Source organism: Streptococcus sp. NLN76, from assembly GCF_015686645.1.
Classification (GTDB): Bacteria; Bacillota; Bacilli; order Lactobacillales; family Streptococcaceae; genus Streptococcus.
The window spans coordinates 1-24,194 of the sequence record NZ_JADPMS010000030.1; the positions used below are offsets into that span (position 1 = coordinate 1).

A 24,194-nucleotide genomic window follows, 5' to 3' on the forward strand; every position below is an offset into this window, starting at 1 on the left:
ATAAAGGGGAAATCCTTTTTTGTCTAGTCGAATGTTTCACCCAATGGGTGAAAAGCAGAATCTTCCAGAAACCCTGTGATCAATACGGTTTCTGGAAGGTTTTTAAGTTAGGTATGAATAATTTGGGTTATCCATTAAGCGTGCAAGGCACGCAATCAGTCAGTTCATCAAAAAGGCTTGACAAAGACATATTTTGAAATCCAATGACTATAAACAAAAATGCACCAAATTGGTGCATTTTTTATAGGTCGGCGTCAGTGAAAACAACCTGACCATTTTCAAATTTTTCAATACGAGCGAGGGAGCTTACAGGGATTCCCATATCTTGAATGAGTTGGCGTCCATCTTGGAAGGATTTTTCAATGACAATTCCAACGCCTTCTACCGTAGCTCCTGCCTGTTGAATGATTTCAATCAAGCCTTTGGCGGCTTGGCCATTGGCTAGGAAATCATCTACAATCAGCACGCGATCATCTTGGTTCAGGAACTTGCTGGCAATGGAGACAGTTGAAGTAACCTGTTTGGTAAAGGAATAAACTTCAGCTGTTAGGATGCCCTCAGTCATAGTAATATTTTTATGTTTTTTAGCGAAAATCATAGGCACATCAAGGCTCTCAGCCACATAAGCAGCTGGTGCAATGCCCGATGCTTCAATGGTCACAACTTTGGTGATTCCCTTATCACGGTATCCGTCAGCCAGGACCTTCCCCATCTCCTTCATCAACTTATAGTCAACTTGGTGGGTCAGAAAGGAATCGACCTTGAGAATATTTTCACCAAGTACATTCCCATCTTTAAGTATACGTTCTTCTAATAATTTCATCATTTCCTCCAACTATTGATGGAAACTATTATAGCACGTTTTTGAGAAGAAAAGAAGAAAGAAATGGTGAGAGGAAGGAGATTTTTGTGGATAAAAACGAACATTATACTATACATGTTTATAAAACGTATTGATTCCAAGGTTGTTTTTTGATAAACTGAGACTATTCTTTTTTTAAAATAGAAGGAGGAGCCATGTCTCAGAACATCAAAAAAGAATCAGCAGAAACCATGCTCTACGGTGTTGAGGATACACCACCGAAAGGTTTGGCTATCCTGTTAGCCCTGCAGCATATTTTAGCTGCTTTTGCAGGTATTATTGCAGTTCCCTTGGTTGTATCTTCAGCCCTTGGACTGCCGGTTGAACAAACCTCAGTCCTCGTTTCAGCAGCTATTTTTGTAGCAGGATTGGCTACGATTTTACAATCCAAAGGACTGGGGCCAATAGGGGCGCGTGTTTCCGGTATGATGGGAACAGACTTTACCTTTGCAAATCCTGCCATTAGTGTCGGAAGCCAATTTGGTTTAGCAGGTGTTGTTGGTGCGACCATTGCAGGATCTTTCGTTGAAATTATCCTTAGTCGCTTTGTTAAACCGCTTATGCGTTTCTTCCCACCTTTAATTACGGGAACGGTCGTAACGTTGATTGGAATTACGTTGCTACCAGTTAGTATGGATTGGGCTGCGGGTGGTGCAGGAGCTAGTGATTATGCTTCTGTTGAAAATGTCAGCATTGCATTCGTTGTCATGCTCTTTACACTTTTCTTGAACCACTATGGAAAAGGGATGATGAAAACTGCATCTGTCTTTTTCGGAATGGTGTTCGGTTACGTCCTCTGCATTTTCCTTGGGAAGGTAGATTTGTCCGCAGTGAATGAAGCCGCTTGGATTGCTCTTCCAAATGTTTTTGGCTTTGGTGTTCGTTTTGAATTATCAGCCATTTTAGCTTTTATCCCAGCCTATGTGGTATCTTTGATTGGTACAGTTGGAATCATGATGGCAATCGGTGAAGCTTCTGGTCAAAAAATGACTTCTGAAAGAGCTGCTAATGGAGTTTTGGCTGACGGAGTTGGCTCACTCTTAGCGGGTGTTTTTGGGGCGGGACCCAATACAGCCTTTTCTCAGAATGTCGGTCTGATTACTCTTACCAAGGTTGCTAGTCGTCAAGTCATGGTACTGGCAGGAATTTTGTTAACAATTCTCGGAGTTTTTCCAAAGGTTTCAGCTCTAATCTCCATTATGCCGCAACCGGTTCTAGGTGGTGTAGGAGTCATCATGTTTGGTTTAGTGGCAGCACAAGGGGTTAAAACACTTGCGACTGTTAAAATGGGAGATCGTGAACTTCTGATTATCTCACTTGCCTTTGCCTTGGGAATTGGGGTAACCGTTCGACCAGACTTGCTCAGCAATTTGCCTCTAGCTCTTCAAATGATTTTCTCATCGGGAATCTCTACCGGAACAATTGTAGCTTTGATTTTGAATCAAGTCTTAAAAGAAAAATAAACAAATGAGGTCGGCTTTTGTCCGACCTCATTTGTTTATTGTTGAAGGGTCCAGGCAGAGATGCTGCGACCTAAAACAGGGAAGGTTGCCCAACCGTCTTCTTGAACAGTGACGGTATCGGGGTGATGTTCTAATTGATCCGCAAATACATGGCCTTGCCACTGGGTTCCAACGTACATGGAAATAGCTGAGTCATCTTTATTGCTGATGACAACTGCTAGAGGGCTGCGATCCAATTCATCAGGAATTCGTGTCCAACCGATGGTGTTGGCATTTGCAAAGTAGTCTTTCTCTTCTCCGTAGGCTAAATACTTCCGGAGGAGCAGGAGTTTATCCAAGTCTTCTTGGAAGCTTGCTTGGGCATGGTAGCCTTGGACACCATAGTAATCACCATAAAAGACACAGGGCTTCCCATTTTTACGGAGTAAAATCATTCCGTAGGCCAGTGGCTTAAACCAGTCAGCAACTACAGATTCTAATGCTTGCCCTTTTTGTGTATCATGATTTTCGACAAAGGTTACCGCTGAATCAGGGTGATTCTTGACCAAAGAACCGTCAAATATAGTAGTTAAGTCAAAGTCAGCCCCTTTTTCGCCAGCTTCATGAAAATTATAGTGAAGTCTGACATCCACCAAATCAAATCGATGGTCCGTATCTTCAAGATAATTGGTGTTGGTCTCTTCATCGGGGTTCCAGAATTCTCCGAACACATAGAAATCTTCAGAGAAATTTGCTTTGATGTCCCGAATAAAGTTTTTCATAAAGAAGGAATCGATATGTTTAATCGCATCGAGGTGGAAACCGGAGATGCCGGTAGTTGGGATAAACCAATTGGCCCAGTCATATAGGTTTTGAACGACTTCTGGATGCTTGAAATCTAAATCAGCATACATGAGATAGTCGTAGTTCCCATTTTCATTGTCTACCAGACTATCATCAGACCAACCTTTGTTGTCACCCACTATTTGATAGATTCCGTTTTGATTGCGCTTGGCATCAAAATCGGTACCAGTGAAGTGGTACCAATGCCACTGGAAGTCATTGTAACGACCTTGACGCCCAGGGAAGTAGAAGTGTGTCCACCCCTTAATGCGGAACGGGTCTGTTAATTCCTTGGTACGGTCTTCTGGATCAACTTCAACGACTTCAAAAGATTCTAGTCCATCAGCAGCAGCTTTGTGATTGAGGACTACATCTGCGATGGTTGCAATGCCATGATCCTTGAGAATACGGATGGCTTGGACATATTCATCCTTCGTTCCATATTTGGTTCGAACCGTACCTTTTTGATCAAATTCTCCTAAATCGAAGAGATCATAGATTCCATATCCAACATCATTTGAATTGGTGGCCTTAAACGCTGGTGGTACCCAAACTTGTGTAATTCCAAGTTCTGCTAGATGAGGGGCATCACCAGCTAAACGATTCCAGTGTTGGCCATCATTCGGTAGATACCACTCAAAATACTGTATAAGTGTTTCATTCTTTTCCATACCCCTATCCTAAAACTCGGAATACTTTTTGTCAAATTTTTACCGGTAACTAAGAAACACATTTGATTTTTTTTTAAGAATTGTGTAAAATTTAAAAAAGATTGTGAGGAAAAAATGAGTCGCAAAGAGAAAAAAATTGAAGTACAGTTAACCGATCAGCAAGTAAAGATTGGCAAAGATAGCTATGAAGGTTATCAATTAATGATTGGAAAACAGGTTGTAGGTGAGATTGCCGAACTAGATCAGCAATTCGCGCTGGTTTCGAATGGAAATGTACAGGAATTTCATAAAACTTTGGAACAAGCAATTGAAAAATTAATCGAAAGCTACAATTTATCCAAATAAATGTCTTGCATTCTGAAGATAATGTGATATAATAATTCTTGTTGATGTCGGAGAGATAGCGAAGAGGCTAAACGCGGCGGACTGTAAATCCGCTCCTTCGGGTTCGGGGGTTCGAATCCCTCTCTCTCCATTCTCATTATTGGGGTATCGCCAAGCGGTAAGGCAAGGGACTTTGACTCCCTCATGCGTTGGTTCGAATCCAGCTACCCCAGTTCTTAGGTTACTTATTGGATAGAGGACGCTAAAATATCCTTTGGGTATTTTATTTCTTTATATCCAGGCGACGGTTGAAGCGATGCGGTGCTTAGGAAGAAATTTTATAAGTATATCAAGTCTAGAACTTGATTGTTGGAGGATTTTTTAGATGAACGAATTTGAAGATTTGCTAAACAGCGTTAGCCAAGTTGAGCCAGGTGATGTTGTTACTGCTGAAGTATTGACTGTAGATGCTGGACAAGCTAACGTAGCAATCTCTGGTACTGGTGTAGAAGGTGTCTTGACTCTTCGTGAATTGACTAACGATCGTGACGCTGACATTCACGAATTGGTTAAACCAGGTGAAACACTTGAGTTGCTTGTGCTTCGTCAAGTTGTAGGTAAAGACACTGATACTGTTACCTACCTTGTATCTAAAAAACGTCTTGAAGCACGCAAAGCTTGGGATAAATTGGTTGGACGTGAAGAAGAAGTTGTTACTGTTAAAGGAACTCGCGCTGTTAAAGGCGGTTTGGCAGTAGAATTTGAAGGACTTCGTGGATTCATCCCTGCATCTATGCTTGACACACGCTTTGTTCGCAACACTGAGCGTTTCGTAGGTCAAGAATTTGATGCGAAAATTAAAGAAGTGGATCCAAAAGAAAACCGCTTCATTCTTTCACGTCGTGAAGTTGTAGAAGCTGAGTCTGCAGCAGCACGTGCTGAAGTATTCGGTAAATTGAATGTTGGTGACATCGTAACTGGTAAAGTTGCACGTATCACTAGCTTCGGTGCCTTCATCGATCTTGGTGGTGTAGACGGATTGGTTCACTTGACTGAATTGTCACATGAGCGTAACGTTTCACCTAAATCTGTTGTAACAGTTGGTGAAGAAATTGACGTTAAAGTTTTGGACTTGAACGAAGAAGAAGGTCGCGTATCCCTTTCCCTTAAAGCTACTGTTCCTGGACCATGGGATGGCGTAGAACAAAAATTGGCTAAAGGTGATGTGATCGAAGGAACAGTTAAACGTTTGACTGACTTTGGTGCCTTTGTAGAAGTACTTCCTGGTATTGATGGCTTGGTTCACATCTCACAAATTTCACACAAACGTGTTGAAAATCCAAAAGATGCGCTTCAAGTAGGTCAAGTTGTAAACGTTAAAGTTCTTGATGTGAACGCTGCAGATGAGCGTGTATCTCTTTCTATCAAAGCTCTTGAAGAGCGTCCAGCACAAGCTGAAGGACAAGAAGAGAAACGTGCTTCACGTCCACGTCGTCCACGTCGTCAAGAAAAACGTGACTTCGAATTGCCAGAAACACAAACTGGTTTCTCAATGGCTGACTTGTTCGGTGATATCGAACTTTAATCAAACAAATGAGGCAGGGTGTAATCCCTGTTTTTTTTTGTCGGATTTATGAATGGAATCTCCTTTATTTCTTTTTGTAAAAATGACTGTATTACTCTTCTAAGTCTAAGGCATATCAAGATAGTGGATTGATAGGCCTTAAACTTATTTTATTGTTTTATTCATTTTTTGAATTCTTTTAAATAATGCTGTTTTTGATAGTGATCCAGATAATTGACACTCAGGATTAAAAATATTTGCGGAGATTTAAGCTCATAATCAAATCACAATGTAGTCGTTTAGGACGTTTTGACGACAGTTCGTTTTCTTTTTTTCCTTTTTAGGACAAAATAACAACCTTTCAAGACAAATACAATTTCTCAAAGATTTTCCATGCTAAGCTATAGGAGATTCTTTTTTGTTTCTACGAATTAGTAAGTAAAGAGAGAAAGAGCAGGAAGCTTCAATGAATATCTACGTATATGAAGAGCGATTGCTGTCTCATTTTTGGTGGGAAGATACACTGATGCAAATTTTATTTTCTTGTGGGATCGAAGTGAAGGAAATTGACATTCGTTCAAGCTTTACTCAAATGCTTGAAAAGTGGGAAATTCGTGGCACACATCAGGTTTTCATATTGGTTCTTTATGGAGACGTTAATCGGCAACGTTTTTTTGAATTAGCGTGTCAGATTCGGAAAAAGGATCCTCTGGCTAGCTTGATTATTGTGTCGGATACACTAGCGTTTATGGAAGAGGTTTATAGAACTCAGATTGGAGTTCTAGATTATATTTTGAAAGATACTCATCCTGTACTTTTTCATCAGCGTTTAGCGAGTTTGTTTCTCCAAATCCACAACACCTTTATCATGGATGGTCCGAGGGAAATGATTTTATTACAGACGGCTCAAGTACAAATTCAAATGCCAATTAAACGGGTCTTTTTTATAGAAAGGAGCGAAAAAGCTCATTATATCTCTATTATATGTGCAGAGGAAGAGTTGTCTGTTATTGGCAGTTTACAGGATATTAGAGAGGCGACTCCCTACCTATTTTCATGTCACCGATCCATACTTGTCAATCCGAAAAATATATTAAGGGTAGATAGGATGTTGCGGATAGCTTATTTTCCAAAAGGCTACTCTTGTCCAATTTCACGAAAAAAGATGAAGCCGCTTTTGGATCGAATTCATCTCCATAAGTCTGACAAATTGAGAAATAGGAAGCGTTAAGAGCTACAAAAAAATCGGTCAATGCTGACCGATTTAAGGTGTTTGGGGGTCTCCGGTCTCAGTACTGCTACTTGATGAGCTAGAAGAAGACTCTTCAGGGAATTGCTCAGGGTGTAGGGCCTTATAGGTCGGAGAATTGAAGAGATCTATTGTACTGGTTTGTCGCTGACTAAAGAGACTTGTCGATTCATCACCCTTGTCTTTTTCAGTTTTTAGCAATTGATCCAAAGCCTTATTGTAACTGATTTTGCTTACATCTGGTTTGCCAAGGCGATTTCCATTGTAGAAGCGGAGAAGATCACCGGTCTGAATCATATCTGAGATTGATAACTGTTTATTGGCCTTTTCTCTAACTTCATCGATCGCTTTTTGAGTGGATTCATCCGGAGTGGTGATTTCTTCACCGGTTTCAGTATAGTAGGTCCTACCAGAATAGCTAGTGTACTCGGGTGTAACGAAGTTATTGCTAGAACGGAATGCTACGATTTGCTCGTGTTCCGGTGAAAGAAGATCCTGACCAACCTGTAAGAAGTCTCTTGAATTGATGCCCAGTAAGTGTTCTAAGGTAGGTAACATATCGATTTGACCACCAAATGTGTCGATCACAGAACCTTGTTCCATTCCAGGGACAAGGACGATGTAGGGTACCCTCTGGAGCATCGCGTTATCATACGAGGACCAAGTTTCCGGATTCTTATCAATAAGAGGTGCGAGTGATGGGTTCCGAGAATTGGAAATTCCATAATGATCGCCGTAAAGTACAATCACAGAGTTCTCATAGAGTCCAGTTTCTTTGAGATAATCAAAGAAGGATTTGACTGCTGTATCAAGGTAGTTGGCTGTTGCAAAGTATCCGTTGATGGTCTCATCTTTAGTGTCAGCCAAAGGGAAACCTTGTTCATCACCTATGAGGCTGGTTGTGTATGGATAATGATTAGATACCGTTAAATATTTTGCATAGAAAGGTTGTTGCATATGCTCCAAATATTGAATGGAGTCCTTAAACATAATTTTGTCATTCAATCCATATTGGAAGGAATTCTCATCGGTTGCCTTACTCATATAAGATTGATCAAAGAAATAGTTGTATCCCCACTGCTTATAGGTTGTATTCCGGTTCCAAAAGCTTCCGATATTTCCGTGGAAGACAGCAGAGGTATACCCACCAGTTTCGGAGAGAATATGCGGTGCTGCTTGCTGGGTATTGGTACCTCCATAATTAACCATGAAAGAACCTTGGTTCAAACCAAAGAGCCCGGTTTCAATCATGGTTTCAGCATCTGAGGTTTTTCCGGCTTTGACCTGATTAAAAATATTAGAGAAGGCAAAGCTCTCATTTGAATGATAAAGCGAGTTGATGAACGGGGTGACCTCATACTCTTGCCCCTCAGATTCCAATTTGTAATCAATCAAGAATTGTTGAAAGGACTCAAGATGAAGGTAGATCACATTACGTCCTTTGGCAATTCCAAATGTCGCTGGATTTGGAGCTGCATTGTGTTCCTTCATATATTCAAGCACTGGCTCTAAATCTGTTTCAGAAGCCTTAGCCCGTTCCTTATCCGCTTGATAAGTCTGGTTAGCACTATAGCCAAAGAAGGCAGGCAGTCCTAGAGCGCGGACAACATAGTAGTTGGAGAATCCCCGGCTTAACAACTCTGGCCGATCGACTTCAGCAAAGAAGAGATTGGCTGAGAAGAGCATGGTGGATAAGGAAGTAATTGCAAAACTGGCATTAAAGCTGATTGGCCTCTGGTCGAATGCAATTTTCTTTTTCCAGAAAAGATAAACAAGAAGAGGTATATCTAGTAAATAAAGAATATCAAATGGTCGAAAGAGCTTGACTGCTGCATCGCCCAAGCCAGCTGATACGCTACTGGAGGCCAACATTGTATTTAAGGTAATGAAATCCGAAAACTCTCTATAATAGATGACATTTGAGAAGAGCCAAGCGAATAAAAGAAGGTATATGACCGCTAAGAAGGGGTAGAACACCTTGGTTGGTTTGGCATAGAAGGGCAGTCCAAGTAAGAGGAGCCCTAAAGGTAATGGATTCAAAAAGGCTAAGGCCAATTGGTAGAATCCTTGCATATTTCCCAACTGAATATCCAGATTAAAACTTAGGAAATAGGCGGCAATACTTTTTAACCAGTAGAGGATGAGCAGGACAAAGACCAAGCCCAATCGACTACTCATTGTTTGTAGAAGTGATTGTGTTATTTTTTTCACGGAATAAATCCTTTTTATCTAGTTGTTTTACTTTAAGAAGAATAGATTGTATTTTGGGACTGGTCCCAATTTTGTTTCAAGTTTGATTATATCACAAAATAGAGGAGGGGATATAGCGACAGGGAGTCAAACGCTTGTTTTTTAAGGCTTGCTTAAGTTTAATCTAAAATTTTTAAGGGAATTGTGGCATTTTTTGAAATCCGAGCTACTTTCATTTTTAAACTGATACATTGTAAATTAAACGGGAATTATGAACTTTTTCCTTGAAAAATCCATCAACTGTCCTGAAAAAATGTTTTGAAAAATGGAAATTCATAAACAAAGGGGTGAAAAATTCGAGCAGACCTGGTGTAAGACTTTGCAATTTTGTCCTATTTTGATAGCTTTTTTGATATAATTGAAGAATGAAACATGTCGTTCTATCAACTCGCTGTCAGCAAGAAATTGCCAGAGGAAGAATTCTATTAAAAGATAAAGATTTCCAAAATAAACCTCTGAATGATGGTTTTGTTCATTTTCAAAATGCGAAAGGGCAATTTGTAGCAGCCGGTTACCTTTCCAAACAAAACAAAGGACTTGGCTGGGTCTTATCTTTGGAACCGATTGAATGGTCTAATTCTTTTTTAGTGAATTGCTTTCAATTGGCCCGAGATAAGCGTCAAGCCTATTTCAAAGATCCAGAGACAACCGCCTTTCGACTTTTTAACCAAGAAGGTGATGGTTTGCCAGGATTGACTATCGATGTTTACGGTGATTTTCTCTTATTTACATGGTATAATTCCTTTATTTATCAGAATCGTGATCAGATTGTCGCGAGCATTCAGAAAGTGTGTCCAGATTACTTGGGTGCTTATGAGAAGCTTCGTTTTCAAGGGGCTCCTTATGAAACGGGTCATCTTTATGGACAATCAGCACCAGATGTTTTTACAATCCTTGAAAATGGCGTGTCTTATCAGGTCTTTTTGAATGACGGCTGGATGACTGGAATTTTCTTGGACCAGCACGTGGTTCGGAGAGATTTGGTTAAGGGAATGGCTGAGGGCAAGCGCCTGTTAAATCTCTTTTCCTATACGGCTGCTTTTTCAATTGCAGCAATTGCGGGTGGAGCAATAGAGACGGTGTCGGTTGATTTAGCCAAGAGGAGTAGAGAGCTTTCTCAGACTCATTTTATGGCCAATGGATTTAGCTTGGAAGGTCATTCTCTTATTGTGATGGATACTTTCGAGTATCTGCGGTATGCAGCTCGGAAAAATCTACAGTTTGATATCATCGTGATTGACCCACCTAGTTTTGCCCGGAATAAGAAACAAGTTTTTTCTGTTGCCAAGGACTACCATCGTTTGGTAGCCAAAGCTCTAAAAGTTTTGGCTCCAAAAGGTCAAATGGTGTTAAGTACCAATGCAGCTCAGCTTTCGCTTGAGAAATTCAAGCAAGAGATTGCGGCTGGAATGAGTGGGAAAGCCTATCAAATCGAGAAGGTTTATCGCTTGCCGGAAGATTTTCCGAGTTATGCGCAAGAGACCACTAGCAATTACTTAAAAGTTATAAAGATAAGGGTAGAGGAATGAAGTTAGTTGTACCAATCATGCCAACTAGTTTGGAGGATGTGGAAAACCTAGATCGGGATCGTTTCGACTCGGTAGACATGATCGAGTGGAGAGCGGATTATTTGGCGAATAAGGAGGAGATTTTAGCCTTGGCTCCAGCTATTTTTGAGAAATTTGCTGGCCGCGAAATTGTCTTTACCTTGCGCACGACCCGTCAGGGAGGCCATATTGAATTAAGTGGACCGGATTATGTGGAGATTTTGCGTGAAATTCAGGCATTGTACCAGCCAGAGTACATTGACTTTGAATTTTATGCTTATCGAGAGGAATTTGATAAGGTTTTAGATTTCTCAAATCTGGTTTTAACCTATCATAATTTTGATGAGACTCCTGATAATCTAATGGAAATTTTGTCTGAATTGACAGCCTTGAATCCGCGGATTGTAAAGGTTGCAGTTAAACCAAATCATGAGCAAGATGTTTTGGATTTAATGAACTATACGCGTGGTTTCAAGACTTTGAATCCAGAGCAAGAATATGTTACGATTTCGACCGGAAAGTTAGGAGTCTGGTCTCGCTTGGTTGGGGATTTAACGGGCTCTTCTTGGACCTTTGCGGCCTTGGAAGTGCCAAGCGCTTCAGGTCAACTTTCCCTTCATAAAACCAGAAGTATTTTAGAGGCTGTGCAAAATCCAGATTCTGACCAAACAGATTTCTAAAGGTTTTGCGTGCTGGAATTTGGTATTTTCCTCTTGCTTGGGATTTAGTCCTTAATGTTGGGCTTCTATCTTGCGCGTGTCAATTTCGCCTCTCTTTTTTCTGAGAAAGGCCATCTTTACCAGTTGGCGCTCTTCTTTTTTTTAGTCATATTGGCTGCTCAATTCTCTTTGCTTAATCAAGCTAAATTTTAGGAAACTTGCTATAATTGAAGTAGAAGGAGAAAACTATGTCGAATATTTATGATGTTGCGAATGAATTAAACCGCCGTTTGCGGGCTTTGCCAGAATATCAAGCTGTTGTGCAGGCTAAGGAGGAGATTGCTAAGAATCCTGAGGCCCAGGCTATTTTTGAGGAGTACATTGCTTTTCAAAATGAGCTCCAACGGATGGCGCAAACGGGACAAGCTCCAGAAGGAGATCTAGATGCACGGATGCGAGAATTTTCAGAAAAAATTCAAGGAAATGAGTTGGTTTCTAATTTCTTTGCTAAAGAGCAACAGTTGGGAGTGTACCTCAGTGATTTGGAACGTATCGTCTTTGAACCGCTGCAAGAATTATTGCAATAAGCCACTTTCTAAAATCGTAAAACTAGTCAAGAATCTCTGCTTCACATCGAAACAGGGATTTTTGTTTACGGAGAAAAAACAATTGAAAATGAATTTGTTCTCTGATTCTCTTGCTATGTAGAGTGTCGTTCTATTGGTAAATTTTAGCAATGTTCGATTGTATTATAGCTTAGTGAAACTGGATGTGATTGTTATTTCCCGCGAGGGTTTAATATTTTGAATCCTGCAGGAATTCTGGATATTCTCATTAAAATACTTGGTTTGCTTTGACCTTGACAATTTGGCCATCAGCTATGATTTGGACAGTTAAATCATGGCCCTTGTGATTTTGATTCCACGTTCACTTTAAGGTTATGAATTTCGGATAAAGGTTAGACAATAGTTCCTCATGACTATCTTGCTTAGTCTTTTATGAAAGAGGTCAGAAGGTCTTTTTTTACTTGTAAATAGGTATTGGAAGGTATATACAATCTATAAAGATACAAGGTGAAAGGAGTGTCACATATGCTTAAAAGCAACAAGCAAGGGATTATTCTTAGTTTTATTCTATTTTTAATCTGTAGTTCCTCTGTCTATTTATTCCATTTAAGTATTTTCAGGGCCTTCTTGATTCCAATTTTGGGAGTTCAAGGTGCTTTAACACCTAGGCCCATGAACGGCCAGTTGGCAAAGGGAATAGAGATCCTTCTTTTAATGGGAGTTGTTTTCATCCATTTGTTTGTACTAGAGGTTTCGACTGATGCAAGTTTGTTCGCAGTATTTCTTTGTAGCCTGTTCTTCTTTTTGGGTAGTTTGTGTATTCAGATTCCCTACAATCCTTGGATTGGGATTCGGATTCCCTCTACTAGAAACGATGAGGGGAATTGGCAGGCCACCCATCAGTTCTTAGCTTATTTAAGCTATCCTGTTTCTTTCCTGACTTTATACTCTTTTAGTTTATCTTTTGTTACTGTATTAGCTCGTCTTGCCGTACTTCAGTACTGTCTACGACTCGCTGCCTTGTACTAAAAGTAAACTAAAAGACTATATTGCTGTATCCACATTTAAATATGAATCTAGTTGTTGCCATTTCCTTTTCTGCCTGGATAGCCTTACCCTTGATCTTTTCAATCTGGATTTATCCAAGAATCATAACAAAAAACTCAGCCCACTGAGGCTGAGTTTTTTGAGGCTTATTTGAGGCCGTACTTTTTGTTGAAACGGTCCACACGTCCATCTGCTTGGGTGAACTTTTGACGTCCTGTGTAGAATGGGTGTGAATCTGATGAGATTTCGACACGGATCATTGGGTAAGTTTCACCTTCAAATTCAACAGTTTCGTTAGAGTTCTTTGTTGAACCGCTAAGGAACTTGTAACCAGTAGATGTGTCCATGAAGACAACAGGGCGATATTCTGGATGGATATCTTTTTTCATTGTTTTAAAAAATCCTTTCTGCCATGGTCTCTTTGCGAGCCATAGATTATTACTGAACTAGTTTACCAAATGACCAGGTATTTGGCAAGTTTTTTTGCCTTATTTCTCTGTTTTTTTCAGCAAATCCTGAATTTCTTGGTAGATTTGGTCGTTTTCTGTGGAAGAGGCGGAGTTAGCACCGCTTGCAAGGGGGTGGCCACCACCGGAGTGGTTTTTGGCAATGTCATTGATAGGAATCGTTTTGGAACGGAGACGGACTCGGTAGCTACCATCTTCTTGTTCGACGAAGACTCCCCAGGCTTTGACATTTTTTATACGACCAGGTGCGCCGACAATAGCTGAGCTATCAGACTCTTTAAGGCCAAAGCGATTGAGGTCTTTTTGGGTAATGAGGACACGTGCTGCACCATTCTCATCCATTTCAAGGTTGTCGTAGACAAACCCTTGTAATTTTGCAATTGCAAGACTGATAGTGTCCATTTCGCGTGAGAGACTGCTGAAGTCAATAGGGAATTGACGGAGATAGGCTGCCATCTCGAAGGTGATGGTGGTTGTGGATGGGAAAAGGAAACGGCCTGTATCTCCGACGATGCCCGCATAGAGCAGGCGGGCTGTTTGAACATCCATAAGGAGATTGGCTTCACGAGAAAACCGAGTGATCATTTCACTGGTTGAGGAGGCTTGTGGGTCAACCCAGCTGATGTCTCCGTAAGGGGTATCGTTTGGGTGGTGGTCAATTTTGATTAATTCGCGTCCGTTTTGGTAGCGCTGGTCGTCGATTCGTTCGCGATTGGCGGTATCACAGACAATAACCAGAGCGTCTTGGTAGTCTTGGTCGGATACGTAGTTCATACCGGCTAACCAATGGAGATTTGGTTCATCGTAGCCTGTGACCAGCACTTTTTTTTCTGGAAAGTTGAGAAGGAGAAGATTTTGGAGTCCAACCTGACTCCCAATTGCATCCAGGTCCGGGCGTACATGTCGGTGGATGATGATTTTGTCGTATTGGCGAATCTTTTCTAGTAATTGTTCAAAAATTTCTTCCATGGTGTATCCTTTTTGCTTTTTTTCCATTTTATCATAAGGGCAGGTCAATGCAAACTTTTCGGGTATGGTTTGTGTTATAATTGAAAGCGAACTATTATTTAGGAGGCTAAAATGGCATTAGCTAAAATTGTCTACGCAAGTATGACAGGAAATACTGAAGAAATTGCGGATATCGTTGCAGATAAACTACGTGATTTGGGTTTGGAAGTCGATGTAGATGAATGTACCACTGTAGAGGCTGAGAATTTTCTGGAAGCGGATGTGGCTATTGTGGCATCCTACACGTATGGTGACGGTGAATTACCGGACGAAATCGTTGACTTCTATGAGGACTTGAAAGAGATTCATTTAGAAGGAAAATATTACGGTGTAATTGGCTCTGGAGATACCTTCTATGATGAATTTTGTAAGGCTGTAGATGACTTTGACCAAGTATTCTCTGAAATTGGTGCTGAAAAGATTGCAGAAAATGTCAAAGTTGACTTAGCAGCTGAAGATGAAGATATTGAAAATCTTGAGAATTTTGCGGAAGAAATTGCTGCGAAATTGACCTAAGGTAATGCGAAGAGGCTGGGCATGGCCCAGCCTTAAAGTATATCTGTGCATAGTAAGGAGATGTTTTTTTGACCAAACTATATGGAATATTAACTAAAATTTTACAGGTTATACTCGTGATTTTGGGTGTGCACTGGGTCTTGGTCGCATTTTTGGCGCTGGGTCAACCTTGGTGGCTGACTTTTCCAGCGGCATTGGGGTTAGGGGGGTGGATTTATCGTAAGCCTTCATTCTGGAAACGAATCTACGATTTTCTCTGTCGCCACAAACTAGTAGTCATTGGTGTTCTGACCGTATTTCAGATTTTATTGCTTTTATCGGCTCAACTCTTAATTCGAAGGGATGCAGCAGTTGTTTTCTTGGGAGCCTTCAAACTATCTAAGCCCTTGTCGATTGCCAGTTACCTGACTCGAAATCCTAACAACCTGCCCCTTTTTCTCTATGAGCGCTGGTTCTATAATCTGCTGGGTCCAGCGGCCCTTTGGGTGATGCAGGGAATCAATATCCTTGCTACTAATCTCTCAGCTCTGATTTTGTTTAAGGGAACCGAGACTTTCTGTGGACGGAAGCGGGCAGATTTGGTCTTCCTTTTTTACACAGCTCTTCTGGTGGCCTCACCATTTTTTATGGCGATGTATACGGATATGTTGGCCTTTCCCTTCATTAGCCTGCAATTTTTCTTTGCTATGGGCCTACTCAAGTCCAGTCGAACCAAGCGGATGGCACTCCAATTGGGTTTGGTGACGGCTCTAGCCTATCTATTACGTCCAACCGTGTTGGTGACTGTTTTAGCCCTTTTTTTAATTCTCTTTTTCACCAAAGATTGGCGAAAGCTGCTCTTGGGGTTCAGCCTTTTTAGTCTGAGTTTTGTGGTTGTCCATGTCCCTCTCCAGCGCGCCATGGACCAGCAAACTGAGGTCATCTTGGTGGAAGGTGATGGCTTGGCCAAAACGCCCCTCCTCTTTGTGAATCTGGGCTTGACTTACTCCGGGACAGACCAAGAAGATATGAAGGAAGGCTTGCTAGCCTATTTAGATACGGAGGTGCGAGGGGAGTATAACAACGGAATGTTTGCGGAAGAGAATGTCAAAAAGGAAATTCTACGTCGCATCCGGGAGTATAATTTCTGGACCTTTACGGAGCATACTGTTTACAAACAAAGCCAGACGGTCCGAAGTGGAACCCTTAACTGGATTTACTACGAGGATGTTGAGCGCGAAAAAACACCTTATATCTCTCCACTTTATGAAGAGGTAGGCTCACAGCCCTTCTTTACTTGGATTCGTCGCCACTTTATTTCATTTGACCGCCCCGAGTTTGGAGTTTATGCTTGGGTCAAACAGGTAGTTTGGATTGCTCTAGCTTGGGGTATTGTCCGAGCTAGTAGGCGTTATGCGGGTGAGCGCACCGATTTACAATTTGTCATGTTAGCAGTTTTAGGTGGTTTCCTGTTTCTTCAGGTTTTCGAGGGCGGCAAAACGCGTTATTTAATTCAATTTTTACCACAAATTTTAGCTTTATCAAGTCTAGGTTGGATACGGGATGACAAGCATGGAAAGATTTAAAGAGACTGACTGGTACCCGGCTCTGCAAGCTGAGTTAGGAAGTGCTTATTTTGAGCAAGTAGAGGCTTTTATGGAGGACGTTTATGAAAAAGGACTTGTGTTTCCGGTAAGGCAGGATGTCTTTCGAGCCTTTGAATGTTCCAGCCTGGCTCAGACGCGATTGGTGATTTTGGGACAAGATCCCTACCATGGGGAGGGACAGGCGGATGGTTTGAGTTTTTCTGTACCGACTGGTGTACCGGCCCCTCCCTCCCTTCGGAATATTTTTAAAGAGTTGGAGTCGGATATCGGACCGAGATCAGAGACGGATTTGTCTGATTGGGCTCAGTCAGGTGTGCTCTTGTTGAATTCTGTTTTGACGGTAGAGGCTGGTCAGGCCAACAGTCATCAAGGGCGTATCTGGGAAGTTTTGACGGATGCTGTGATTTCCCTCTTGGGTAGGAAAACAGACCCCATCGTTTTTATTCTCTGGGGCAAGTTTGCCCAAAAGAAAAAATCCCTTATTGGGCCGGGACATATGATTTTGGAATCGGTCCATCCGAGTCCTCTGTCGGCATACCGAGGTTTCTTTGGAAGTCGGCCTTTTTCCAAAACAAATGCCTTCTTAGAAAAACCGATTGATTGGTTAGGAGAAAAATCATGAAGCAGCAGTTAGCGACAATTTGTTATTTGGATAATGGGAAGGAGTTTTTGCTTCTTCATCGGAACAAGAAGCCAAATGATGTCCATGAAGGGAAGTGGATTGGGGTCGGTGGTAAGGTCGAGGCGGGCGAGAGTCCGGAAGACTGTGCCAGGCGGGAGGTTCTTGAAGAGACGGGCTATGTCGTCAAGGACATGGATCTGGTTGGTCTGATTACCTTTCCTGCTTTTACACCTGGTACAGATTGGTATACCTATGTTTACCGGATCCAAGATTTTTCAGGGACGCAAATTGAGAGTCCGGAAGGCAGTTTGGCTTGGGTTCCTTATGATGAAGTACTTTTGAAACCAAGTTGGAAAGGGGATCATCTCTTTCTCAAATGGATTCTGGAAGAAAAACCGCTGTTTTCAGCAAAGATGGCTTATAAAGACGATCATCTTCAGGATTGGTCTGTTCAATTTTACAAATAAGGCGCAGAAAACACATTCTGCGCCTTGTTTGTTCGCCATTTCCGAACCTTTGTATTTTTAGCTAAAAAATTTTCTGATTTTGTTCGGATTTTTCTCCTTCTTGTGCTATAATGTTTTCAGTAAAAGGAAAGGATTGTACCAATGAAAAAAGAATCATTGCTCCCACTTGTATCTGCCGGCCTCTTGGCTCCGTTCTTCCTCTCCACAGGAGTTGCGGCTGAAGAAGTAAGCACAGAACAACCTGCTGCTACCGCCGAAACCGTTAATCAGGTTCAAAATCCTGCTGCTGAACAACCTGCCGTTACCGCAGAAACCTTGGCTAGTCAGCCACCAGTAGTTGAGGTACCAGAAGTGACCCCAGCTGACTCTGGTGCAGCTGCTGCAAATGCGGAAGTGGCACCACGTGCAGCTAGTCTTGATGCTGAGGATACCCAAGAGTCTAAAGATTTAGTGATTCTTCATACCAATGATGTTCACGGCCGGATTGTAGAAGACCGGAATGTTATTGGGGATGCCAAGGCTGCAGCTGTAATCAAAGAAGAAAAACAAAAGCAACCAACCTTAGTGGTAGACGCAGGAGATGCTTTTCAAGGGCTTCCAATTTCCAACTCCAGCAAGGGTGAGGAACGTTTGAAAATCCTTAACATGGTTGGATATGATGCCATTGCCGTGGGGAACCATGAATTTGACTTTGGTTTGGATCAATTACGTAAGTATGAGAAAATGCTTACCTTCCCAATCCTTTCTGCCAATACATATGTTAACGGAGCCCGTCTTTTCAAGGCTTCTAAAATTATTGATAAAACTCCAGGCATTGATGGAGATGAATTTGTCGTTATTGGGGTAACCACACCCGAAACTGCAACCAAAACTCACCCAAATAATGTGGTCGGTGTGACCTTTACTGAGCCAATCACTGAAGTACAAAATGTGATTGCTCAAATTGAATCTGACGCTCGAGCTGAAGGTAAGGCCTATAAGAACTATGTCATTCTAGCTCACCTTGGTGTAGATGCTACAACTCCACTAGAGTGGCGTGGCGATACTCTTGCAGAGGCCCTTTCTAAGAATGAGAATTTGAAGGGGAAACGGGTTATCCTGATTGACGGTCATTCTCATACCGTTGCGACAGCAACTTATGGTGAAAATGTGACCTATAATCAAACAGGTTCTTATCTCAATAACATTGGTAAAATCGTTCTTAAATCAGATAAATTATTAGGTGAAGCTAGTTTGATTTCTGCGGCAGACTTGAAGGATCAACAACCTGATTCCGAGATTGCTGCAGTGGTTAGCCGCATTAAAGAAGCCTACGATGCGGATAATGCAGTGGTCATTCGCGCGAACAACACGGTAGAACTCAACGGTAAGCGTGAAAATGTCCGTGTTCGTGAAACCAACCTTGGTAATGCTGTAACAGATGCCCTTTATGCTTATGGACAAACTGGATTCCAACATCCAAGTCACCTTGCTGTTACCAACGGTGGTGGACTCCGTGAAACCATTGCTAAAGATAAAGACATTACCAAAGGGGATGTCATTGCGGTTCTTCCATTTGGGAACTTGATTTCTCAAATCACGGTTAAGGGCCAACAAATTCAAGACATGTTTAAACGTTCTATTTCTGCTATTCATCAGAAAGATGCGGATGAAAATGTTGTTTTGGATGAAAATGGTTTGCCTCTACTTGAGCCAAGTGGCTACTTCCTTCATGTATCAGGGGCGCGTGTTTTCTTTGATCCATCCCTCGAACCTGCGGATCGTATTTTGAAGATCCAGATTTTGGATCCAGAATCTGGCAAGTATCAAGATTTAGATTTGGAAAAAACTTACTACCTAGCTACCAATGATTTCGTAGCAGCAGGTGGAGATGGTTATGATATGCTCGGTGGTGCGCGTGAAGAAGGACCATCCATGGATGAAGTCTTTGCCAACTTCTTGAAAACGGCTGATCTCAGCAAATACGAAGTGGTGAATCCAAATTCACGGATTGTGTCTGTTTCAAAAGATTCTAATTGGCAAGATTTGGCTTATCCAACTGAACCTACCAAACCAGAACAACCTGAAAATCCAACGAATCCAAATCAACCAAGCAAGCCGCTAAACCCGGCCAACCCTAGCCAGCCAAATAAACCAGGCCAGCAAGAAGGTCAAGCTGGACAAGATAAGCAGAAGCCAGCTACAAAACTGGTATCCTTGGGACATAATCCAAGTTACCAAGCACCAGCTAAAGTTCAGGCTACAAGTTCATCAGCTTCTGAAGCTAAATCTCTTCCAAATACAGGAACAGAAGACAATGCAGCAGCAGCAGTTCTAGGACTTGGTATTCTCGCCACACTCGGCCTTGTTCAAAGCAAACGTCGTAAAAATTAGTTTTAAATCTATAAAAACTGTTAAACTACCTTCGTCTATAAGACGGGGTAGTTTTTTGAATAGAAAAAGACCAGCTGGATTGAGCTGGTCTAGGCTTGTAAAAGGGGAATTATTCTTCCTCGCTATCTGAGGAAGCCTTTTCAGGCTTTTGTTGGCTTAAATTGATTCCCCAAGGGACAATATTTTCTTTTCGCTCCAGGATACGAACGACATTGGAGCGATGGCGGATCAGGATGAGGAGTGCAATTCCGATGATGGTTAGGGTAAAGGCAGTGTCGTATTCGGGAATCATAAAATGAATGGCTGGGAAAATGAGGACACCGAGGATGGCGGCAATAGCCGCGGCCATACTAGAGAGGGAAATCATACTAAAGAGGTAAAGGACGCCAAAGAAGATAATGGCCATATAGATAAAAAAGCCGAAGGAATAGGCAAAAACAGCACCGGCGCTGGTTGCAACGGCTTTCCCACCCTTAAATTGGGCAAAAATCGGAAAGACATGCCCCAAAACTGCGGCTAGCCCAAATAGGATAGGCGAAACAGGGAGTCCGAGTAGGATTGGAAGGTAGGTAGCCAGAGAACCTTTAAAGAAATCAACGAGAAAGGTAATGATTCCAGCCTGTCTGCCAAGAACGCGGAAGGTGTTTGTAGTACCCGTATTTCCAGAGCCTTCGGTTCGTAAATCAACATTGAAAAAGTACTGGCCGATCCAAAGACCAGTCGGTATCGACCCTAAAAGATAGGCGATTAAAAAGCATAAGATAATCATAGAAATAGTATAGCACATTCCTTTCTGAAAGTCGTTATATATCAAGGGGTTGAGTTGTGTCCCTTGATATATGATTGTGAATAAGGGGTAAGAAAGGAGAAACATTAGTATTTTTCTAAAATTGCCATCAGATTGTTATTCATATTTTCTGTGGCATGAGTGTAAATGGCGTTTGTGGTTTTTGGATAAGAATGTCCAACTTTATCCATGATTGCACGGAGAGGGATATTATTTTCTGCTAGTCGACTAATCAGAGTGTGACGGAAGATGTGACTGGATATTTTTTTTATTGATTGAATTATCAAGTCTAGAATTTGCGTTTTTGAGATTGGTGTAAAAAAAGCATTTGAAAAAGGTCCGACAGTAACTGCTGGACCTTTTACTATACGATAGTTACACTCACACTCAATTTTTGGCGAAGGTAAGTGTGGAGTTTTTGTTATTTAATTACTTGACATCTAGCTCAACAATCTTTTTCTCGTTGTTGTCGAAGATAAAACCTTGTTTTACCTCTAATTCCATTTTTCCAGAACCGTTTACCCCAAAGGCATCAACGAAGTTTTCGAAGGTTCTACCTGCTGAAACAGTTTCTAGGATTGTTCCGATTGAATGATCATCAGCCTTTTTGCCATCAACATACAACTCCAAATCAGATCCAATGGAATAGTCTTTGTCAGTACCATTGTATAAATCGTAGGTTACTTTTAAAACTCGCTCAGGTTGCGGCTCATCAAATTCATTGCGTTCGTCTGTCCATTCAGCGCTCTTAATGGTAATTTTTACGCCGTTCTCAAACGGAATTTCTTCGCCGATTTTGTAAGTATCTTTTTTTGCAGTTTTTTGCTCAGAAGAAGCTTGCTCAGTCTTTTCTGATGAACCAGTAGAAGACGTTGAGTTACTTTGCGAACAAGCGACAAGTGCGAAACTTGCAAGTAGTGTGGCTCCTAATAAAGTAATCTTTTTCATAGTAAAACTTTCTAGCCAGCTTTTTACGTGGATCAGGCATTCCACATCGGTTATCAGTCACTAAAAAAGAGTCAATTCTGTTGAATTGACTCTTTTTCATAAACCCATTTTGGGCCAAGGGCGAAACCTTGTTTCCTCAATGAAATAATAGCACTAAGAGGATAAAAAGTCAACGCTTTTTATAAAAATAGAATTAAAAAACTTGGTAAGATAGACTGACTTTTGGAATAGTGTATAGTTTTCGGTGTAATAATCAACGAGCCACCTACCTTCGCTGTACCTTCGTTGATTCAAGTTATCAGAGCAGACTTTCTTGTGTAAATAAAACAAATTAATTAAATCGCCAATTTTTGGAAAGTGTACGAATGATTGATTAATTCCCATGTTAATGCAAAAGGTTTTTGATGCAGCTTGTGGTCTAGCTATTCGTTCTTCTTGAGGGAAAAGATTTATCAAATAAACATCGTTATGGGCACAAGAGTTTCGAATGTTTTTTATGAATTTATGTTGAGATTCATAGAGATTTAGCTCGCTCTTCTGTACTTTTCCTTTACAGAACTCTAAAAATAAGACTAGTGTTCCATAATCTATAATCTCCATGAAGACCCATGCTGAAATTTGGGTTCTTTTCTTAAACATGTCTTTTTTATAAGAGCTGTTCCTGAAGTGTGCTAAAACTTCATTGAATTTATCAGGATATTTATCTTGAAAACTCTCAATTATTGTATATCCATCTTGTTGTTTGTCTAAAGTCAATACAGTCATTAAACGAGTTCTAATCGAATGTTCTACATCTAGACAAAGATGAAGAAGATACTCTCTTAATCTAACATCCATTCTTGCTGTAGCCTCAAGATGGTCGAATGTAAGTGTATCATATTTGCCATTAGGTAATTTCAGATAATTTTTCCTATAGCTAGAAATTTTGTAGTAATAACTTCTAGTCATTAAATAATCTTTGATTTGTTCTTCATTAAAGGTGCCTAACTCGATACCCTTAGATGTAAATTTTTCGATCAATTCATCAAAAGACAGTTTAGGTTTCAAGATGTTCCTTCCTCCTATCTAGTAAAATCTTTGGTTCCAATATTTTGCACACTGATTGTCTAAATTGAAATAGGTTGAAAACTACCAACAATTTTCCCGATGATTCTAGGATTTTCATCATATGGGGCAAACTTATCTATGTATTTTGGGTTTAGGGAAATAAGACGGAGACCGTTCTCCTTGCGTTCGACTTTCTTAATATAGGTTTGGCCATCCCATTCTACGGCATAGATTGCTCCATCATAATCGAAACCGGTATCTTTGATAAGAGCAACCTCACCATTCAAGAATCGAGGCTCCATGGAGTCTCCGTAAATCCATGAAGCAAAGTCGTGGTCTAACTTTTTATCAAAGTAAACGGTATCAAAATTTCCATCATTAAAGTAAGATGAGCCGGTACCAGCGGAGAGCTTTTCGTAAACTTGATACTCATATAAATCTTCTTCAGTCTTCTGATTTTGTTCTTTAAGTAATTCATTTCCATAGTTTATCCACTTACTATGATTTTCTTTATTGAGCATAGTGTTGAGCTTTTTTATTGATTCTGGGTGGTCGAATGAAGAAGTTTTGGTTTTGGATGAATCAAATAGATCTTGAGGAGATACAGAGAGAGCAGAGGCATAAATATGAATGTCTTTCTCACTTAAATTTCTTTTTCCATTTTCGTGATTAGAAATGGTGTTTTGCTTAAACCCTGTCAGTTTTGCTAAATCTTTTTGGGTAAGTTTTTTTGATTTCCTAATCGTTTTTATAGAATTACCTAAAATACTCATATTTGTTCATCCTTTCTTTAACCATAATATAACGTATTGAGATAAAAATCAAATAAAAATCTCGAAAAGCGATTTTGCTTGTGTTTGAGCTAGGATTTCTGCGGATCGTTCTGTGATGATAAAAGTGTGGAATGAAAATGCTTCATTCGCATACAACTTTATGGATGTAAATGAGTAATAGTGGAGAATTCTTGGGTTTTGAGTAAAATGATAAGCGGTATTAGCAAAAAAAGCTAGGTTTAATCGAAGTTTACCCGTTGTGCTAGTTAATCCTGGAAATAATAAAAAACTTTGCGTATCATAAACTCAAAACCACCACGAATTGAGGACATGATATGCAAAGCCAAGTATATTATCTCGCGAATCCATCACAAACACAAGTAGTTTTCAACAAAATTTTGGTTAAAGTGACAGATCTATACGAGAAATATGTTCCAGAATCGGTTCGCTTTCGTAAGAATGTCCATTTGCAACTTCAACCAGATGTTATCTTGATTTCTAGCTACATTTGGGCTTTACAACAAGGTTGTAGATCAGCTAATGCTATTTATCGCGCAATTCGTACTAACTTGTTTC

At 40.8% G+C, this 24,194-nt stretch carries 22 protein-coding genes, 2 tRNA genes and 2 pseudogenes; 16 read left to right on the plus strand and 10 right to left on the minus strand.

Annotated elements, in window-relative coordinates; genetic code table 11:
* Positions 1-241: 241 nt before the first annotated feature.
* A complete protein-coding gene (locus I1A59_RS06525) occupies positions 242-823 on the minus strand; it encodes a xanthine phosphoribosyltransferase (protein WP_196092001.1) in 582 nt (193 codons plus the stop codon).
* Positions 824-1,017: 194 nt separating this feature from the next.
* Between I1A59_RS06525 and I1A59_RS06530 the strand changes: the two genes are divergently transcribed.
* The gene (locus I1A59_RS06530; protein WP_196091982.1) at positions 1,018-2,325 is read left to right on the plus strand and encodes a nucleobase:cation symporter-2 family protein; all 1,308 of its coding nucleotides are present in this window, start codon (positions 1,018-1,020) and stop codon (positions 2,323-2,325) included.
* Between the two features lie 35 nt (positions 2,326-2,360).
* Here the strand turns inward: I1A59_RS06530 and I1A59_RS06535 are convergent, their stop codons facing one another.
* A complete protein-coding gene (locus tag I1A59_RS06535) occupies positions 2,361-3,818 on the minus strand; it encodes an alpha-amylase (protein WP_196091983.1) in 1,458 nt (485 codons plus the stop codon).
* Between the two features lie 114 nt (positions 3,819-3,932).
* On the opposite strand from I1A59_RS06535, the gene I1A59_RS06540 reads away from it, so the two are divergent.
* The 5 genes from I1A59_RS06540 to I1A59_RS06560 all read left to right on the plus strand — a co-directional run bounded on the left by I1A59_RS06540 (position 3,933) and on the right by I1A59_RS06560 (position 6,937).
* The gene (locus I1A59_RS06540) at positions 3,933-4,163 is read left to right on the plus strand and encodes a DUF2969 domain-containing protein (RefSeq protein WP_196091984.1); all 231 of its coding nucleotides are present in this window, start codon (positions 3,933-3,935) and stop codon (positions 4,161-4,163) included.
* A 49-nt stretch (positions 4,164-4,212) separates the two neighbouring features.
* A tRNA-Tyr gene (locus I1A59_RS06545) sits at positions 4,213-4,293 on the plus strand.
* 10 nt (positions 4,294-4,303) lie between these two features.
* Positions 4,304-4,375: transfer RNA gene (locus I1A59_RS06550), tRNA-Gln, on the plus strand.
* A 152-nt stretch (positions 4,376-4,527) separates the two neighbouring features.
* Entirely contained in the window at positions 4,528-5,727 is a 1,200-nt protein-coding gene (rpsA, locus tag I1A59_RS06555; RefSeq protein WP_196091985.1) for a 30S ribosomal protein S1, read from the plus strand.
* Positions 5,728-6,232: 505 nt separating this feature from the next.
* Positions 6,233-6,937 carry a LytTR family transcriptional regulator DNA-binding domain-containing protein gene (locus tag I1A59_RS06560; protein ID WP_196091986.1) on the plus strand — a complete coding sequence of 235 codons (705 nt, stop codon included), beginning with the start codon at positions 6,233-6,235 and terminating at the stop codon, positions 6,935-6,937.
* Between the two features lie 33 nt (positions 6,938-6,970).
* On the opposite strand, the gene I1A59_RS06565 is transcribed toward I1A59_RS06560, so the two are convergent.
* A complete protein-coding gene (locus tag I1A59_RS06565; RefSeq protein WP_196091987.1) occupies positions 6,971-9,166 on the minus strand; it encodes an LTA synthase family protein in 2,196 nt (731 codons plus the stop codon).
* A 404-nt stretch (positions 9,167-9,570) separates the two neighbouring features.
* Between I1A59_RS06565 and I1A59_RS06570 the strand changes: the two genes are divergently transcribed.
* From I1A59_RS06570 to I1A59_RS06585, 4 genes are all read left to right on the plus strand, one after another.
* Positions 9,571-10,734 (plus strand): class I SAM-dependent methyltransferase, encoded by a 1,164-nt coding sequence (locus I1A59_RS06570; protein WP_196091988.1) that lies wholly within the window; start codon positions 9,571-9,573, stop codon positions 10,732-10,734.
* Entirely contained in the window at positions 10,731-11,432 is a 702-nt protein-coding gene (locus I1A59_RS06575) for a type I 3-dehydroquinate dehydratase (protein ID WP_196091989.1), read from the plus strand. Before I1A59_RS06570 ends, I1A59_RS06575 begins: the two co-directional genes overlap by 4 nt.
* A gap of 227 nt (positions 11,433-11,659) precedes the next feature.
* Complete coding sequence (locus tag I1A59_RS06580; RefSeq protein ID WP_196091990.1) at positions 11,660-11,998, plus strand: YlbF/YmcA family competence regulator; 339 nt, start codon at positions 11,660-11,662, stop codon at positions 11,996-11,998.
* A gap of 504 nt (positions 11,999-12,502) precedes the next feature.
* Complete coding sequence (locus tag I1A59_RS06585; protein WP_196091991.1) at positions 12,503-13,006, plus strand: SdpI family protein; 504 nt, start codon at positions 12,503-12,505, stop codon at positions 13,004-13,006.
* Positions 13,007-13,170: 164 nt separating this feature from the next.
* On the opposite strand, the gene I1A59_RS06590 is transcribed toward I1A59_RS06585, so the two are convergent.
* Both I1A59_RS06590 and I1A59_RS06595 read right to left on the minus strand, forming a co-directional pair.
* On the minus strand, positions 13,171-13,413 hold the full coding sequence (locus I1A59_RS06590) for a type B 50S ribosomal protein L31 (protein WP_135036345.1): 243 nt from the start codon (positions 13,411-13,413) through the stop codon (positions 13,171-13,173).
* Positions 13,414-13,512: 99 nt separating this feature from the next.
* Complete coding sequence (locus tag I1A59_RS06595; protein WP_196091992.1) at positions 13,513-14,460, minus strand: bifunctional oligoribonuclease/PAP phosphatase NrnA; 948 nt, start codon at positions 14,458-14,460, stop codon at positions 13,513-13,515.
* A gap of 111 nt (positions 14,461-14,571) precedes the next feature.
* Between I1A59_RS06595 and I1A59_RS06600 the strand changes: the two genes are divergently transcribed.
* The 5 genes from I1A59_RS06600 to nt5e all read left to right on the plus strand — a co-directional run bounded on the left by I1A59_RS06600 (position 14,572) and on the right by nt5e (position 20,063).
* Positions 14,572-15,015: a flavodoxin gene (locus I1A59_RS06600; RefSeq protein WP_196091993.1), complete on the plus strand. Its 444-nt coding sequence runs from the start codon at positions 14,572-14,574 to the stop codon at positions 15,013-15,015.
* Positions 15,016-15,083: 68 nt separating this feature from the next.
* Positions 15,084-16,580: a hypothetical protein gene (locus I1A59_RS06605; protein ID WP_196091994.1), complete on the plus strand. Its 1,497-nt coding sequence runs from the start codon at positions 15,084-15,086 to the stop codon at positions 16,578-16,580.
* On the plus strand, positions 16,567-17,223 hold the full coding sequence (locus I1A59_RS06610; protein ID WP_196091995.1) for a uracil-DNA glycosylase: 657 nt from the start codon (positions 16,567-16,569) through the stop codon (positions 17,221-17,223). Before I1A59_RS06605 ends, I1A59_RS06610 begins: the two co-directional genes overlap by 14 nt.
* Positions 17,220-17,690 carry an 8-oxo-dGTP diphosphatase gene (locus I1A59_RS06615; RefSeq protein ID WP_196091996.1) on the plus strand — a complete coding sequence of 157 codons (471 nt, stop codon included), beginning with the start codon at positions 17,220-17,222 and terminating at the stop codon, positions 17,688-17,690. Before I1A59_RS06610 ends, I1A59_RS06615 begins: the two co-directional genes overlap by 4 nt.
* Positions 17,691-17,831: 141 nt before the next feature.
* Complete coding sequence (nt5e, locus tag I1A59_RS06620; RefSeq protein ID WP_196091997.1) at positions 17,832-20,063, plus strand: cell surface ecto-5'-nucleotidase Nt5e; 2,232 nt, start codon at positions 17,832-17,834, stop codon at positions 20,061-20,063.
* A gap of 109 nt (positions 20,064-20,172) precedes the next feature.
* On the opposite strand, the gene plsY is transcribed toward nt5e, so the two are convergent.
* The 5 genes and pseudogenes from plsY to I1A59_RS06645 all read right to left on the minus strand — a co-directional run bounded on the left by plsY (position 20,173) and on the right by I1A59_RS06645 (position 23,618).
* Positions 20,173-20,832: a glycerol-3-phosphate 1-O-acyltransferase PlsY gene (gene plsY / locus I1A59_RS06625; protein WP_196092002.1), complete on the minus strand. Its 660-nt coding sequence runs from the start codon at positions 20,830-20,832 to the stop codon at positions 20,173-20,175.
* A gap of 104 nt (positions 20,833-20,936) precedes the next feature.
* A pseudogene (locus I1A59_RS06630) lies at positions 20,937-21,159 on the minus strand (tyrosine-type recombinase/integrase); the annotation flags it as partial.
* 120 nt (positions 21,160-21,279) lie between these two features.
* Positions 21,280-21,798, minus strand: coding sequence for a hypothetical protein (locus I1A59_RS06635; protein WP_196091998.1), 519 nt, complete (start codon positions 21,796-21,798; stop codon positions 21,280-21,282).
* Positions 21,799-21,951: 153 nt separating this feature from the next.
* A complete protein-coding gene (locus I1A59_RS06640; RefSeq protein WP_196091999.1) occupies positions 21,952-22,845 on the minus strand; it encodes an Abi family protein in 894 nt (297 codons plus the stop codon).
* 59 nt (positions 22,846-22,904) lie between these two features.
* Positions 22,905-23,618 (minus strand): XRE family transcriptional regulator, encoded by a 714-nt coding sequence (locus I1A59_RS06645; RefSeq protein WP_196092000.1) that lies wholly within the window; start codon positions 23,616-23,618, stop codon positions 22,905-22,907.
* Positions 23,619-23,953: 335 nt separating this feature from the next.
* Here I1A59_RS06645 and I1A59_RS09530 point away from each other — a divergent pair.
* Positions 23,954-24,194: pseudogene (locus I1A59_RS09530) on the plus strand (IS982 family transposase); the annotation flags it as partial.